Origin of the sequence: Mixta sp. (genome assembly GCF_024610815.1) — a bacterium.
Lineage (GTDB): Bacteria > Pseudomonadota > Gammaproteobacteria > Enterobacterales > Enterobacteriaceae > Mixta > Mixta calida.
Genome location: NZ_JANION010000222.1, coordinates 1 through 16,382, shown reverse-complemented (window position 1 = coordinate 16,382; position 16,382 = coordinate 1). Strand labels below are relative to the sequence as shown.

10 protein-coding genes and 1 tRNA gene are annotated in these 16,382 nt (G+C 49.1%); 3 read left to right on the top strand and 8 right to left on the bottom strand.

All coding sequences use genetic code 11. The annotated features are described in order from the left end of the window. A partial coding sequence (dndD, locus tag MYY08_RS17130) for a DNA sulfur modification protein DndD (protein WP_288015085.1) occupies positions 1-1,301 on the top strand: 1,301 nt, incomplete at its 5' end. Next, the gene (gene dndE, locus MYY08_RS17125) at positions 1,301-1,660 is read left to right on the top strand and encodes a DNA sulfur modification protein DndE (protein ID WP_058675766.1); all 360 of its coding nucleotides are present in this window, start codon (positions 1,301-1,303) and stop codon (positions 1,658-1,660) included. The genes dndD and dndE, both read left to right, overlap by 1 nt. Positions 1,661-1,944: 284 nt before the next feature. Here dndE and dptH read toward each other — a convergent pair whose 3' ends face one another. The 5 genes from dptH to MYY08_RS17100 form a co-directional block, all read right to left on the bottom strand. Further along, positions 1,945-6,993 (bottom strand): DNA phosphorothioation-dependent restriction protein DptH, encoded by a 5,049-nt coding sequence (gene dptH / locus MYY08_RS17120; protein WP_288015083.1) that lies wholly within the window; start codon positions 6,991-6,993, stop codon positions 1,945-1,947. Further along, the gene (dptG, locus tag MYY08_RS17115; protein WP_058706441.1) at positions 6,974-8,329 is read right to left on the bottom strand and encodes a DNA phosphorothioation-dependent restriction protein DptG; all 1,356 of its coding nucleotides are present in this window, start codon (positions 8,327-8,329) and stop codon (positions 6,974-6,976) included. Before dptG ends, dptH begins: the two co-directional genes overlap by 20 nt. Further along, positions 8,329-9,927: a DNA phosphorothioation-dependent restriction protein DptF gene (dptF, locus tag MYY08_RS17110; RefSeq protein ID WP_058675763.1), complete on the bottom strand. Its 1,599-nt coding sequence runs from the start codon at positions 9,925-9,927 to the stop codon at positions 8,329-8,331. The genes dptG and dptF overlap by 1 nt, the downstream gene beginning before the upstream one ends. A 126-nt stretch (positions 9,928-10,053) precedes the next feature. Beyond that, positions 10,054-11,355: a tyrosine-type recombinase/integrase gene (locus tag MYY08_RS17105; RefSeq protein WP_058912620.1), complete on the bottom strand. Its 1,302-nt coding sequence runs from the start codon at positions 11,353-11,355 to the stop codon at positions 10,054-10,056. Between the two features lie 186 nt (positions 11,356-11,541). After that, positions 11,542-11,626, bottom strand: a tRNA-Leu gene (locus tag MYY08_RS17100). 243 nt (positions 11,627-11,869) lie between these two features. Here MYY08_RS17100 and MYY08_RS17095 point away from each other — a divergent pair. After that, positions 11,870-12,391: a YjjA family protein gene (locus MYY08_RS17095; protein ID WP_288015080.1), complete on the top strand. Its 522-nt coding sequence runs from the start codon at positions 11,870-11,872 to the stop codon at positions 12,389-12,391. Positions 12,392-12,461: 70 nt separating this feature from the next. Here MYY08_RS17095 and MYY08_RS17090 read toward each other — a convergent pair whose 3' ends face one another. The 3 genes from MYY08_RS17090 to MYY08_RS17080 all read right to left on the bottom strand — a co-directional run. Then, positions 12,462-13,409: a fimbrial protein gene (locus MYY08_RS17090; RefSeq protein WP_288015079.1), complete on the bottom strand. Its 948-nt coding sequence runs from the start codon at positions 13,407-13,409 to the stop codon at positions 12,462-12,464. A 20-nt stretch (positions 13,410-13,429) separates the two neighbouring features. Beyond that, entirely contained in the window at positions 13,430-15,850 is a 2,421-nt protein-coding gene (locus tag MYY08_RS17085; RefSeq protein ID WP_288015077.1) for a fimbria/pilus outer membrane usher protein, read from the bottom strand. A gap of 130 nt (positions 15,851-15,980) precedes the next feature. Further along, the coding region (locus MYY08_RS17080) for a fimbrial biogenesis chaperone (protein ID WP_288015075.1) at positions 15,981-16,382 on the bottom strand (402 nt) is incomplete at its 5' end.

Sequence of the window (16,382 nt, the reverse complement as noted above, 5' to 3'; positions counted from 1 at the left end):
TACTGGAAAGAGCCGATTTTGCCAAATCGCGGATTGAGTTTATTTCTAAAGATATTATCCGTTATGAAGGTTTGCTAAATGCTCAGGGGGGGGCTTTTGCCCAGACAAAAGCGCAGGAAAAGCAGAAAGTTGATGCGTTATTGAAAGATAAGGAACGTCTGGAAAAAGCACTGCGTCAGGAATGTGATGGGCCGCTACCTTATGCGCTTGCGCCCACTATTTTGTCTCGTTTACTGCAACAAATTACTGATGAAACGCAGATTAAACAGGCAAAAAGCTTTGAAAAAGAGCTGAGCCAGTTTTTAACGCAACTCAGAAATGATATTGCATTTCGTTCTGAGGGAACTGGCAAAATAGCAGCTGAAGCGATTACCGATAATCTAAAAGAGTATATGGCAACTAAGCCTAAAGGCGATTTGCTGTTTGATATCTCTGAACGTGAAGCCGGTATGCTCCAACAGTCGATTGAACAAGACAGCAAAAAGGCATGGCAACGCTTCGATCTTTACCGTACCCAGTTATCAGAGACTGAACAGCAGTTAGAGCAGGCTGCTGCAAATATTGCCCGCGCCCCGGAAGACGACCAGTTAATGGAGCTCTTTGAGAAGCTACGCGAACTGGATAAGCAACGTGAAAAACAGCGGCAAAAATATCTTTCATTGCTGGAAGATGCTAAACGAATTAAGCAACAGCAACTGGATTGCGTTCGTCAGGTACAAAAAATGCATGATGTTGCCCGAAGTCAGCATGGCTTGAGTTGCGCCTTTAAAAACGCTCAAGAAACGATTAATTTACTCGATCGATACAGTGATGTATTAACGCAGGCAAGAGTGAAAACACTGTCAGCGAATTTCGAAATAGCCTATCGCAAACTGGCCCGTAAAGAAGATTTACAACTTAGTGCGCACATTAACCCAGAGACGTTTGACGTAGAGCTGATTGATGAACAAGGATCCGTCATAAAACGTAAGCTGCTTTCTGCCGGTGAAAAGCAAATTTATGCAATTGCTATTCTTGAGGCTTTAGCAAAAACCTCAGGCCGTGATTTACCGGTGATTATCGATACGCCATTAGGACGTCTGGATTCTCAGCATCGGGATAAACTGATTAACCACTATTTCCCGTTTGCCAGCCATCAGGTAGTGCTGCTATCTACTGATACGGAAGTGGATGAGCGTTATTTTGTTGATCAATTGCGTGATGATATCTCTCATGCTTATGAGATTGTGTTTAATGCACATACCAAATCGTCTGCACTGAAACCTGGCTATTTCTGGGAATTAACTAAGGAGGCGATCTGATGCTCCCGAATCGAATGGTGCTTAGTCGTCAGACTGAAGAGCAGCTTAAAAAATTGAAAGGATATACAGGGATTACGCCCAATGTCGCTGCTCGACTGGCATTTTTCCGTTCGGTAGAGAGCGAGTTCCGTTATTCGCCTGAGCGGGATACCAAGAAGCTGGATGGCTCGCTGGTACTGGATAAAATTACGTGGCTGGGGGAGACATTACAGACTACAGAATTGGTGTTGAAGATGCTTTATCCACAGATGACGCAGAAGGATATGATTAAAGCCTGGGCAGCACATGTTGAGGATGGGATTGCGGGGTTAAGAAACTATCGCTCGGTAAAAGATTTTGTATATGGAGTATACAAATAATGGAAAATAATAAGTCAATATTCACCCCATCTTTGCTAACAAAGCATGAAAATGGCACACTAACAACGGTAATCTGTATTAGTCGCGACTTGATCTGACATATGGTAATCCCCCCGAAAAATCGATGCAGGCATAAGTAGAATTTTCTCCTAACCTGAATGCAGGGGGGATTACCAGTGCATATAACAACATCAAAGGATTATGAGGGGCCCTTTAGTCCCCTCGCCGCCAGCACGAAATTAACTAAATTTTTCTGAAAGCTAAGATCCATAGACCTACCAGGCTCAACCCTTAGAATTGTTCAGGCGGGATAACATGGAGGAAACCTTCACTTTCTTAACACTCATCTTCAACTGACCGTTATCCAAATGGTAGCCAACTGATAAACACTGTCCTTTGGATAGGTCCCCTAGTTGCTTTTCCCACTCAGCCTGCTTTGTACCTGGCATGCTCAGTTCAAGAATTTTCGCGTACGTCTTTGTCTCTGTTTTTGCTGGTGCAAAAATCAGCTTGTGACACGCCTGGAATAAACGATCTTGCTCATCTTTACGCAGCATACTTAGCGTTTGAGTCGCCAGAATTAGGGATACCCCAAACTTGCGTCCTTCCGTTAACATTTTGCCCAATGGGCTCTCCAGGCGATGATCGAGGTTCTGCACTTCATCCAATACAATAGGAATCGGTTTTTCCTTACTACCGTAACTACATGCGTAGGAGTATAGATCCCAAAGTAAAAACTCAGTACAAAGCATTGAAATATCGTGGTTAAGCGACGCAAGTTGCATAATTGTTGAGCGGTGATGTTCACTCTCAAACACATCATTCCAACTTTTATCACTGTCAGATGAAAACAAGTTAGACTTAACAAGAGGAGCCAGCTTGCTTGCAAGTGCTGGTCCTGCAGTTTCTTCCTCGTTTAGGTCATCCAACATATTCTGTAAGCTATAAGCACTACCATATCGTTGGACACCAGATTCAATCACTTCATTGAGCACTGCGATCTGGCGCTCGCCAATTGTCGAATATACCTTGTTAAAAACAGAGGCTACCCTTCCAGCCACCATATGAGGCTTCTCTTCGAGAAAAATCCCGCCAAAATCTTGCTTTTGAGCTCTAAATGGCGACATACCAAATGGCTCATTACAAAGAATATTGGATTTAGGATTTGTTCGTTCAATAAACTCCGGCTCAAGGTGATTCGGCAAGAATCCGTTTGTATAATCAATCACCAGCGACCGAATTTGAGCATCGGCCAAGCTCATCAACAAACCTTGTATACAGTAGGTCTTACCCTGCCCTGAGCTACCAAAAATGATCAGGTGACGGTTTGCTAAATCCTTGTGCCCGTACTCCCAGAAAACTTTTTCGCCGGTAAGCGTATTCTGACCAATTTCAACTCGGCATTCACTCGCATAATCTGGGGTTGGCTCTGCAGCTAACTTTGACGGCTCCTCTGTTTGGAGGTTCGGTTTTAAATCCTCTGGCTTATCGACCACAACGTCTAATGGAACGAGCGACTCTCTTTTTTTCAAAGCTGTCTGCCCCACCAACATATACTCCGCCGGCACATGGCAGATCTGTGCGATGTCCTTTTCGTTCATTAATACTTGAAGCGGGTGTTGCACCAGTGAAGGCAGCAAAGACATAGGAAGGTCAACCTTCAACACGCCATCCTGCATGTTATAGCCAGGTTCGAAACAGCTTCCGCTTTCAAGGTGGCTAACCACTAGACCTGCTGGATAGTTCTCAAGCTCCGCAATCGCGTAGTTACCGCGTAGCCACTCTTCTTTCTCTGCCAGCAGGGCTTCGAAATAGTCATTGCTGAATACGTTGTACAGACGGTATTTGTCGATTTGCATCAACACTTGGCGGATAAACAAGCCTCGGTATAGCTTCGACGCCAGTGTCTCGTCGCTCAAAAGCTCTGTTAGATAGCGGCGAAGCTCATTCGCTTGCTGTACTGCTTTTTTGTAGTCTGGCGTGGAGCCTGTTTTCACTTCGACAGGAAGCAAATAAAGGTTACCCTCTTTAAAGCCCACCAGCAGTATATCATCTGAAATCGCGCCTTTTTTATATCTCTGCACATTGCGTGAGAAGTCACTGTCGGTCATTTTCAGGCCGATGTTACCCGACACGCGGATCATTTCACCAACTGAGAGCGGAACCCAGGTGATATCAGATTGGTGCACCAGACACGTCGCAAATTTATAGGCGCCGATAATGCCAGTTCGCTCTTTGCGAATGGTGTCGTTGCAAGTCAACATCTTCAGTAGCCAATCACCATTGAAGGCATTGAACTCGTTAATCTGCTTGCCGCCACTTTGTGCAACCACCCTTTCGAACAAACCACGCTGTGCCGTCACGGTTATCGCGTCGTAGCTGGCTGAGCTGGTGTACTGATCAGAATAATGAATAAGCACGATACATTGATTGGCGTGGAAGAAGTCTAGCGTCACTTTCGGGTCGATGATGGTGGTCCAAATCGAGCTGTCATAAGAGCGCGCTAGCAGAGATTTAAAGTCTTCACTGACCGCAAGAGCAGGAGCATTGGCCCCCGTGTATTGTGTGCTGGGCTTAAATGCTGGTTCTATTAACGAGCCAACATACTTCGCTATTTCCAAGTGTGGTTGGTTACTATATTGAACGTTTTGCAAACCAAATGCAGTGAAGTATGAGCCTTCATCACTTTTAGAAGCGTCGCCCGTCAGCAGACCATCACACGCAATACCACTAGGCATGTCGTCAACGCTCAAGGTCGTTAACTTCACGTTGTCGTTGTTTCTGAAAAAAGACAGGTGCGAGTAGGCTTGCCCTTCGCGTTCACTTTGAGCATTGGTAAACTTGCTGTAAGTTAGCCGGGTTCGCAGAATATCGATAATGGTGTCGGCATTTTCTCGCACTTTCTCTCGGTCCAATTCCAACCAAGACTTTAATTCTTCGTAATTGAACGTTTCTGCAAACTGGTCAAATGCATTGAAAACCAGCTCATCATCGTAGAGGTTGACATGAATTGATGCCGCTTTATCGAGGTTATCTTTTACATAGTCAACCAAACCGAGGAATAACTCTTCTGCACGATCTTGATTCACGGCATTCACCAACACACTCTTCTCTGAGCCGGTAAACAAGTGGAGAAACGCTTTTTGGAACTCGTTGATCTTTTCTTTAACCAGCTTGCGAACGAACTTCAGACAACTTTTCTGGTGAGGGACACTTTTAACCCAAAACCCGTTTTCTGTTACTTGCTGGTTGTAGGCAAACCCATGCTTGGGATGATAGACATACGGAAGCAGTCCACTTGGCCCCAAGCGATTGAACGTGACAGATGGCAAGTCAGCAAAGCTGTCATCTTTTTGCATTTCATTACAAAGATTTAAGTAGTAAGCCAACACCATTGGGTGGAATGGCGAGTAATATTCTTCACCATTCTCGCGAACCAAACCGATTTGCATCACAAGCTTTTGCTCTTTGGTAAGCATGCCACCAGTTGGGATCGCGTTGAAATAATCAAGGAATGCATCCACGGTCGCTTTCACGAGTGCCGTAAATATAGGCCCCCACGAAACCAACGAAATAGTTGTTCGTCGGCTCGCTAGATAGTCAAACAGTGCTTGGTATGCTGAGTGAAGACCGTCATCAATAGACCTTAACTGTTCCAACGCCATGCTGTTGGATTCCGCTAGGTAGACTTGCTTTTGCTGAACGAAACACTCTTCCCAACGAAGTAGGCTAATGCGCGGCTCCATGACGCGAAATTCACTATGATCGATCGCGACAACGTCTTTACTCGGATAAAGCTCGCCAAACACGTGATCGTCAAACAATTTGTGGAAGCGAGATTGGTTAAGCAGCAATGGGAAGGACAGGCTGCTTTCTACCTGTTCACCCTCAATATAAAATGTCAGGGAATTATCACCTGATTTCACCACAAAGCTGATTTCTTCTGACTCGTTGGCCAAAGATTCAAAATCGACAACACCAAATTCTGCGCGGTCAACCACTTCACCGACATCATCTAGGCTTCGGTTTGCAGTTAGCGCCGGGTTAATAACCAAGCTGTTGTCTACCGTTTTCAAGGTAAGGCGTTTTTTTGAAGGCTCAACGGCGAAAATGTTTTTGAATGCCTCGAGGTGAAACTCGCCTTTTCTGACAACCAAGCAACGGAAGTTATGGTGTTCAGAGGTATTGTCACGCTTCAATGCTAGCGTGAAAAACAAAGGCTCATTGGCATAACTAGCTGCTAGAGTAGCGTTTGCCCCTTTACTAGTTAGGCGCGTGCTGATGACTTCTTGTTTGCCAAGTGCATTCGCTGGCGAGACTTTAAACTGCTCTTTTCTTAAATCGCTGATGCCAGAAAAGCTCAGTTTAAGTTCAAACTCACTTTGCCCTTCTTCCAGTGCAATAATCAAGTGACGGTCACGCAATCCTGCTTTAGTTTCTTTTGGGTAGCGACCAATCACTTGCGCATTATTGGTCTCGTCTTCACCTTCATGCTTAAGGTTCTGAATCTTATTCCTTTTGATCTCTTCTCGATAAGTTTCAAACTCCACATCTTTCCAACCATCGTCAGAAAAATGTTCTTTGATAAACCTACTACTAAAGCCTTTCAGCCTTTCTTCGAGTTGCTGACCAAAATGCTCTACTTCAAACGACAACTCTTGGTAAAGCGTACGGTTTTCTTCTAGGCGCTGTTTGATCTGTTTTTTATTGCCCGATAACTCAGCAACAAAAGGATCCTCAAACATGCCTAGCTCGCTGAAACACAGCTCGCCATCCTCAACTGCCTTGTATAAAGACTCGAAACCGAACATGGTCGCACCATCTTCCAAAATCGCGTCAAATTGGTCGTCCAAAAGGCAAAGCGAAACGTCTCGAGATTTGTCAGATTGCTCAATAAAGCCACTAAGAGCGCATTTGATGTTCCCTGGACTCCACACCTGGCCAGACTGGCCAAGATCTTCCGCCGAGTTGATGAGAGTATCTAGGCGACTATTGTGAATCACCACCAGTGCACAGCCCTTCAACGGACCTTCCTGGCTTGCTATTTCGTCACGCAAATTAGAGATGTAGTTTTCGGTAAAGCCCGTTTCACACGCATCTTCGCTATGAAGCACTGGCACCACTTTGCAGTCTTCTAGGTCTAAATAGCTCAGCGCTACACCATTGCGATCTTCGCTCTCTCCTCCTTTTCGCGCTAAGAGCGCATCGAAAAGTCGCTGACTATTAGCATGGTCAGGAGAGTTAAACTGGTAGCGATAGCCTGCGCGGATGTTTCCTTTCGCGTGCAGTAAAAACTGCTCAACCAGAAACGATTCAAATTGTTTTGCGCACATACACTGCATCTCCACTATCACTCATGCGTTCAACGTTGCCAATTCGCTCATAGAACTTAATAAGCTCTTGTTCTGTCTGCTTATCAACAAAAATCCCCCTTTGCTGTAAGCCAATTATCAGCTCATGGAAGCGAAGCTTTTCTTCCTTACCCACCACCAGGTTAGTAAGCAAAATAATGTGGTCTTGAGTGAGTACTAACACCCGACCAGAGCGACCACGAGCTTGCACGAAGCCAGTAGCCATGTTTTCTTCAACCGCTTTAATATATTTTTTGATAGTCCCCGGACGGTCGGTTTTAGGGTCTCTGAACTGTTCTTCAGCAAGCTTCAAAGCATATTCCAACCAATCAATTGCGGTTTCTGCTTTTTCAGGTATTGCTGTTTCAAGTTTTCTGTTGTGGCGAAACATTTTTGCGTAATTTTCAATATACCCAGCTAGATCACTCCGCTCTGAACTCTTAATATCCTTTGCCAATTGCCACAAAGGTTTTTTTAATTTTTCTGGGTTTGGTTGAAGATTTTCCAGCATAGAGAGGAAGGGAAACAGCTTGAAAGACGATTCGCTAAAAAGCTTGTAACCGTGCTTTTTGATATGGATACGTTCACTGCTGGCGCGCTCATGATCCATGATGAAATACAGCGGTTTCGCGGTTGGGGCTTCACCTGTTTTCCAATCCGACAACGATAGGCTTAATTGAGCCGTGTAAGCAAAGCCATAGAATGCCAAGAAACGCTCGAACTCATCCAACAGGTATTTCGGATAACCAGTTAAAAACTCGAGGTCACGTTTAAACGCCTCTGCTATATAGGGCAAATATGGTGACTCGGTCACTTGGAAGTCCTTGTCACGATCTGACTCTGTTTTGTCTAAAAGCGTTTTAAGAAACTCCTCTTCGAGGAAGTTCAAGTTAGATTCAAATCGTTCAATTTGCTGTCCTTGAAGTAAGTTAATAAACAAGGATGCCATTCGCATGTCGCGCGTGTACTTGTTATCTTGACTCTTCTGGCTCTTAAACAACAGAAACTCAGGGGTTACCGAGAATATATTTTCATTAGTGAAATACATATCTTCAAGTACACTCCAAAATGCCTCTTCACCCAATTTTTTTTGTAAGTTGTTTTTGCAATCCGCAGTAAAATCTTGGTAATTGTACTTTTCTATTTTTTTACAAAGTAATCCACGCAGGACTAAGCCCACGACTGATGACCAGTCAAAATCATTGCCTTGCGTACGAATGGGAATGTAACTGCTCAACGTATTCTTATTTTGGAACTTATCAGCTACCGTTTGTGGCAAACCGGCCTTTATCGGTAATGTGAAATTATCGGTCGTCATTAGTGCATACCACTCACTTCAAAATAGTCACTTTCTTCTTTCACGATTTTGTAGCGCTTATCACCCTTGAGAATAAAAAAGGTCTCTTTTTGCTTAGCTACTGTCAGCATCTGTTCCAATGCTTCATCAAGTAACAAAACAGCATTTTTGTCGTGCTTGTTAGGGCGATACCCCTGCCCAATCTTGACCAAAAGCTCAAGTAGTTTGACGCTAATTGGCATTGGCTTAAGCGATTGTTCATCGACTTTCAGATACACATTGAAGGTGCCTATTTTTTCGAGTGTACTGTTTTGTATTGCTGAAAAATCGGCCTTAACTTCAAGAGACACCGCCGTTTTGTAGCCATTAAGCTCAGAAACTAAATACTCGTCTTTGTCGAGTGTTGGGGCATGACGATTACAATAGCGGTGAAGCGCTGCGATCAGCGTTTCTTTGTAGAAACTGCCAAGCAGTTTGCGCATCTTTCCTGAACCATCGAAATCACGATGTCGCATCCAGACAGATGCATAGGTTTCTACCAGATTGTTTGTGAACTCGTTTTGGATAGGCGTTACAAACTCATTGCTGAGCTCTTTGTCACCCCGAAGCAAATAGAAAAGGCGAAGAAAAGACGTTGCTTTGGTTACCTCGTAAAAACCAAGCTCGTTAATTTTAGATCTAAACGCATTGAAACGCTCATCTTCAATGCCCAGCTCATGCTGAAGCACAAACTCATCGACGGTGCGCGTGTGCAGATTACTTGGGTCAAAACCCTGTATACGGGATAACAGCTCGTTATCACTGCCTGCAAACAAGTTGTCGAACAAGTAGCCATCCGCCGCGAGCAACTGGAAAATGAAATCCAGTAACGCTCGGGCCGTGAGGAACTGATCTTTGATAAGACGGGCTTTGAGTAATAAGCCGATCAGAGATTCCTGAACTGAAGGGCGACTCAGCAGCGCATAGTTTGCCGTCAGGCGAGTATGACCTAGAGATTTGAGCTCTTTGTCATAAAGCGCATAGAAAGGATTCTCAAGCGTTTGTGCTGTCAATCTTTTTAGAAATTTTTCTGCAAAGTCTGATGCACAGCCCTCAGCATTGAAGGTGAATTTTGGATAGTCTTCAAAATCCAAGAATACGTACTGCTTTGGAATTGCTGATCGCTTACGAGAGAGAAAGTCTCTGAGCACCTTTTTGATGTCGCTATGCTCTTTGGAACCTTCTTCTGCATAATTGCCGAGCATACCAACGTTAATACCCACAACAAGTGGTTTATGACTTTGCTTGAACTGGGTGAATCTTTGATCAAGAGCTTGAATGGCTGTCTGGCTTGGATTGAAGCTGTGAGTCGCATCCAAATGGAAGTCATGAGTCACTTTGTGCTTTTGGCTGTACTGCGTCAAGATCTCAGACTTGCCATCACCACTACTTCCGCATAGGAAGATGACTTGATTGGACTTAGCAGATAGGAGTGCTTTTTTAAAATCCGCTTCTATATCTGTCGTGATGTATATGTATCTCTTGAATCCAACGAGGTGATCTTGATAGTGCTCTCTCTCGGTACTGACCGCATACGGTGAAGACTTTGAGAGAATGCTGAGAGCTTGTGCAAATTTCAACGGTCATTATTCCTTGAAATAATCAATAGGTTAAATATTACTAAAAAATGCACTATATTACTGTGATTTCAATACGAATATAGAGTGTCATCATAATGGACAAAAATCGATGAAAGAGACTGTAATTTAAATTGTGTATCTGCCTGTTTTTGATATGTTCCTCCTTTGACCTGCTCCCCGGTTGATCTTCGCATAGTCAAACGGCGTAATCCCTTTCTCCCGGTTCGCATCCAGAAAATCAGCCCACCACTGCAACATCAACTTGCGCTCATCCAGATGTTCCGCTTTATGGATATACGCCGCCCTCACCGAATTGCGTTCCATATGGCTCATCTGCCTTTCCACCGCATCCTTCGACCATAGCCCTGACTCAATTAACGAACTACAGGCCATTGTGCGGAAGCCGTGCCCGCAAACCTCAACTTTAGTGTCATAACCCATCACGCGTAGGGCACTGTTTACGGTATTTTCACTCATTGGCTTACGCGGATCATGATCGCCAATAAAAATCAGCTCATGTTCGCCACAGAACTGTTTTATCTGCTTTAGGATCGCCAGCGCCTGCTTTGAAAGCGGCACCAGATGCGGTGTACGCATCTTTGAGCCTCGCTGAGAATGTTTTACATCAGGAATAGGCTCTCGCTCAGGCGGGATGGTCCACGTTGACGTTTCAAAATCGATTTCTGACCAGCGAGCAAAACGCAGCTCACTGGATCGAATAAAGATAAGCAGGGTGAGTTCTGTTGCCCAGCGGGTTAGCGGCCTGCCGGTGTAGCTGTCTATTTTCTGTAGTAACTCAGGAATGCGCTTTAATTCCAGCGCCGGACGATGTTGTCGATTACCGGAAGCAACCGCCCCAGCCATCTCTTGTGCCGGGTTATAATCAATTAACCCACTTTGCACTGCATAACGCATGATGGCCGTAGTGCGCTGTTGAAGACGGGCAGCAACCTCAAGACGTCCAGACATCTCTACGGCTTTAATGGGTGCTAATAAATCGCGAGTTTTTAACTCAGCGATGTTACGCTCACCAAGCGCTGCGAAGAGATTATCTTCCAGACTTTTTAGCACACGATGGGCATGATCTTCAGACCACTTTTTATTGGTGCCATGCCACTCGATCGCTACCTCTTTGAAGGTTCGAGCTTTACTCTGCTCAACCTTATCATTTTTCTTTTTGTCTCCCGGATCGACGCCATTCGCTAGCAGCTTACGCGCTTCGTCACGACGTGCTCTGGCATCCGCCAGTGTGATTTCAGGGTAAACCCCAAGTGCCAGCATCTTTTGCTTGCCGTCAAAACGGTACTGCAAACGCCAGTACTTAGAACCATTAGGGTGGACGAGAAGATGCATACCACTGCCATCAGTCAGCTTGTATTGCTTATCCGTTGGCTTGGCTGTTCTGACTTTGATATCTGTTAGAGCCATGCTTATCCCCTCCCTGTTGGTACAAGCATTATCGAACCGGAAATACCATCATCTGTACCAACATCTGTTGGTAGATACACGTTGAAGTCGGTTGACCTTGAGAGAGTTAATATAGCGGGAATGATGGGTAAATACTGGATTTCAGGCACAAAAAAAGACGTCCGTTGACGTCTATTGATGTTCCGATGGTGCCGAAGGCCGGACTCGAACCGGCACGTATTTCTACGGTTGATTTTGAATCAACTGCGTCTACCGATTTCGCCACTTCGGCACTGAAGGGTATGCGGAAAACGTTGAGGATTATACCCTTACCGGCCACCTGCGCAACCTCAATTGTCCATCGTGTGCGCTAAGTGCCGAAAATTTCGCCTCACCATACAGACTATTCTCAATCACCGCCTCTGGCGCCGCTTTGCGGCGCATTAGCCGGAACTCCCCGCCCCATCGGCAGTCCTATCCAGCTGATAGCGGGCGCGCTGTTGTTGGCGCACCGGATATAAAAATGGGGTTAAAAATGAAAAGGCTCTTACAGCGGGTGACGCTGACGACAGGTATGCTCTCTTTTATGGTGGCAGGAACGGCGCTGGCGGCAAGCTGGCAGGATCAGCTCAACAGCGCGGCGTCGCAGCTGAGCCAGCAAAACAGTAATGCCACCAGCAACACTCAGAACGGCGCAAATGCGCAGAACGGTCTGTCGCTCTCCTCCCTTGCCGGCCTGCTGAACGGCGGCGATAAGGCGGTAAGCAGCAACAGCATGACTAACGCCGCCGGCATCATGGAATACTGCGTAAAGCATAACGTGGTGGATAACAATGTCGCCAGCATCAAGGATCAGGTGCTGAGCAAGCTCGGCCTGCAAAACAGCACCGCGCAGGCGCAGCAGCCTGACTATCAACAGGGTCTGATGGGGCTGTTGAACACTGGCAACGGCCAGCAGCTAAACCTGAAAAGCCTGAGCAACACCCCGCTCGGTGAGAAGGTGAAAACCAAAGCCTGTGATGTGGTGCTGAAACAGGGTAAAAACTTTATCTCCTGATGCTCGATCCCGCTCTGCGCCCTGCTCTCTGCGGGCGCAGAGCGTCTCCATCATGACATTCCCTCTTTCTCTAGTTCTGCGTAATGGTAAAGGTCATCGTCGCGCGTACCTTGCCGGGCGAGATACGGTTGCCGACTGGCGTCATGGTCGCCAGCAGCGGAATCTTGATCTCCGGTTCGCCATTAAAGTGATAAGGCTGCGGCGTATCAAACCGCAGCGGCGATCCGTCGCGATGCATAACCTTTACCACCACGCCGCTGGCAGACCCTTCTCCGTTTTCAATCGGCACGATGCCCGGCTCCGGCGACGACGCGCCGCTGGCTGTCGAGAAAGAAACATTGACCGGCAGGTCGCCCTGACAAATCAGCTCCACGTTAAAAGCGGTCGGCGTCACGGTGCTGCCCATGCCGACAAAGGTGCGGCGGTTAACGCTGCCCAGCTGCACAATCAGGTTCGGGGATTTGGCATAACAGCTTTTCATGCGCACGCTGCCGGAAGCCGCCTGTAAGCTAAGCGCGACGGCGGCGTTGCCGCTGCTGTCGGGCAACGTAAAGCGCGCCACTTCGCCGCCGGGAAAGCTGCCCGGCGTGATGTCGCCGATGCGGTAAAACAGCAGTTGAATATCAAAACCGGGCAGCGGCGCGTTCGGGTTGGGCGTCAGCGTCGCCGAAACCGGAACAGAACGATCGCTGAACAGATAATCAGAGATCTTTACTCCCACGCCCGGCACGCCAGTCTCATAGACATCGGGCAATACGCCGCTCGGTCGGCTCCAGTTGCCGCTCATCATCGACTGATAGGAAATGCTGCCGGAGCAGCGCTGCGCGGCCACGCCCGCCAGGCTGACGGTTTTACTGCCGATGACGCTGCCCGGCGGCAGGTTAGGATCGATCAGCAGATCCGGCAGCGTGACGCGCTGCGTTCTGGTCGCATCGATATCGCAGCCTGCGGCCCAGCCGCTGGCGGGCAGCATGGCTACCAACATCATCACGCCCGCCGCTCCTGTTAACTTCTTCATATCCATTCCTTATGGTGCGTTTAACGGCAGGTCGCCTGAAGCTGGCTCACTGGCTGACTTTTTCCTTCCGGCAGGACAAAGCTGGCGCGACACTGGTTGTCGGCGTTTTTGCCCCAGCTCACCAGCAGCGTGCCCTGTGGGCCCAGGCCGCTGAGCCAGACTTCACCTTCATTGCCGACAATGCTGCTGTAGTCGGCGTTCTCATCCGCCAGCCTGACCGTGGCGCCGAAGGGAACCGGCTGGCCATTGCTGCGCGTCAGCCTGATCAGGGCGCGCTGGCCGGTACGACCGCTAAAATCAGCGCGCACCACGGCACCGCGCGTAGGAATGACCTGAGCGCTGGTCTGATCCAGCTCCACGTTATCCGCCAGCGACAGCGGATCAAGCGACAGCTCATTCACCCGAAATGGCCTGACATAGGGCACCAGGGTATAGCCACGAAAGTCGGTGCGGACGCCGGTCTGGTTGGCGACCGACGCGCCGGCGATACCTGGCGCTTTTATCAGTGCAGCCGTCTCGCCCAGCGGCTGGCTGAGGGTAATGCCGTCCCGGTGCGCCATCAGCGCGCCGCTGAGGCCATAGCTGAGGCGTCGGCTGTGGCGATCCCAGGCGTAGCCCGCATCCACCTCGCCGTAGCCGCCGCGATAGTCCAGCTCTGCGCTGCCGCTGCTGCCTTCGTTGCGCGTGGCATAACCCTGCCGCACGCTCCAGCTCAGGTTGTTATCCGCCAGCGCCATGCCGCTCAGCCCCAGCGATTGACTGTCGCCGCCGTGGCGAGTGCTGTTCAACTGATAGTTTGCCCAGGTCCGCCCGCTTTCACGGCCGAGCGGCACGCTGAGCGAAAGCGCCAGCACCTTATCTTCCTGCGCAATGGTATCGCCCGCATCCTGTCGCAGCACGTTGCGGTTATAGCTGTAGTTCAGACTGAGGCTAATGCTGCGCCAGCTGTTGTTGTAGCCAACGCTCAGCGAACGCACATGGCGAGCGCTGTCCCAGTAATCTTCATTGATGGCGCTCAGCGTCAACGCGCCGGCGCCTGTCCATAAGTTCTGATTGAGCGTCATCTCGGCCCGCTGCCGTCGTCGATCCCACGGCCAGCGCTGACTGTCGCCGTCGCGATCCAGCGTCTCGCTCAGGCTGTAAAAGCCTTCCGTCGCATAGCGGTAGCCTGCCAGCGCCACGCTGGTGCCGGTCTCGACAAAATTTTTGCCATAGCGCATGCGCCAGGCGTGCCCCTGCTCATAATCCTGATGCGTCGGTTTGGCGCGCGCCAGCGTAACATCCAGCGACAGCGCCCCCAGATAACCGAAGTTTTTTCCGACGCCCGCCGCCAGCGAGCGGTAGCTCTCCGCCTGCTGTAGCCCGCCGTAGAGCGTAAACGCCTGCGGCAGGCCATAAATCGCGGTTCCCTGCAAAAAACGTTTGCCGTCCGCGTTATGGCCATAGCCGCGATACTCACCGCCGGTCAGGCTGTATTTAAGATGGCCTTCGCGTTGTAGCACCGGCACCGAGGCGAAGGGCACGACCAGCCGCTGTTCGCTGCCGTCCGCCTCTTTGATAGTGACATAAAGATCGCCGCTGCCGCCGGTAGGATAGATATCCGTGATTTCAAAAGCGCCAGGCGCGACGTAGGTCTGATAGATAACATGGCCGTTCTGCCAGACGTTAACCTGCGCATGGCTGCGGGCGATGCCGCGCACAACCGGCGCATACCCCTTCAGGCTGTCGGGCAGCATATCTTCATCCGAGGCGAGCTGCAGGCCGCGAAAAGGGATACTGTCAAAGATATCGCCAGGCGCGCTGCTCTCGCCAAGCGTCAGCTGCGCACGCAGCGGCACAATCTCCCGTTGCAGCCAGGTGTAAAGGCGATCCCAGCTTGTTGTGCCGTCCTGGCTGCGCGACCAGGTACTGTAGTTGCGCAGCCGCCACGGACCGACGTTGACGCCGGGACGCAGGCTCAGGAACTGACTATCGCTGCCGCTGCGATGCGCCTCCAGCGCCTCGCTCTGCGCGCCGCTAAAGCGATAGTTCAGCATCAGCGCGTTGATGCCGTTATCCCAGCGCGTCGGCGGCACCGCGTCGCGTGCAACGTTGCTTAGCGCCGCCTGCGGAACGCTCAACAGCAGCCGCTGCGCGCTGACATCCAGTCGCGCGCTGGCATCGTCGATCTGCTTCAGATCGGCGCAGCCTTCTTCCTGTTGCAGCTTCGGGTAACGCGCCACGTTAATGCCGTAGCGCGCCAGCGTCTCCACGCTCAAACAGGGCTGTAGCTGACCATCCCGCAGAGAGAAAGCGACGTCGCGCGTCTCCTGGATATGATTGTTCAACACCACTTCTACCCGATAGACGCCGGGCGGCTGCGGCATATTTTCAAAGGCGGAGAGGTCCACCGCGCCGTTTTCAGCACCCTGCTGTTCCAGCAGCGCCGGATTAAAATGCAAACTGCTATCGCTTATCGCGGGCTGTATAATGGCGAAAGTTATCGTTAGTAATAATAAAAGGCGTATCCATGCGCCCGCCATATGTTGTCCTTTCCGAATAGCGTTACTGTTTTTATTATTAAGAGATAAATTAATAGCTGGCCTGAAATGTCTCAGTCAGCGCGCCATAATCATTAATCAGGCGCCACCGCACCGTGCCGGTCGCAGCGAGCTGGGGAAGTGAATATTGCTTCTCGGCAAACGGCGCAACCCATTGCGGTTCAGAAACCGCTTTGCCATTAATTTCAATTGATTGAAAGTTCATATAAAAAGGCGTGGGGTTAGTAACCTGAAGCTTCCCCTGTTGCCAGCGCCATTGCAGCTTTTTCATCTGCTCCGGTAAAAAGCCGTTTTTCAGGCTCGCCGGGCGATAGATCAGTTTAATCTGGGTTTTAATAGCGATTTGCAGTGCGTTATCCACATCGGGCGCGGTGGGAATAGATTTAATATTCGCCCAAAAAAGGCTCTCCCGATCCGTGGGTAAATCGCCGCC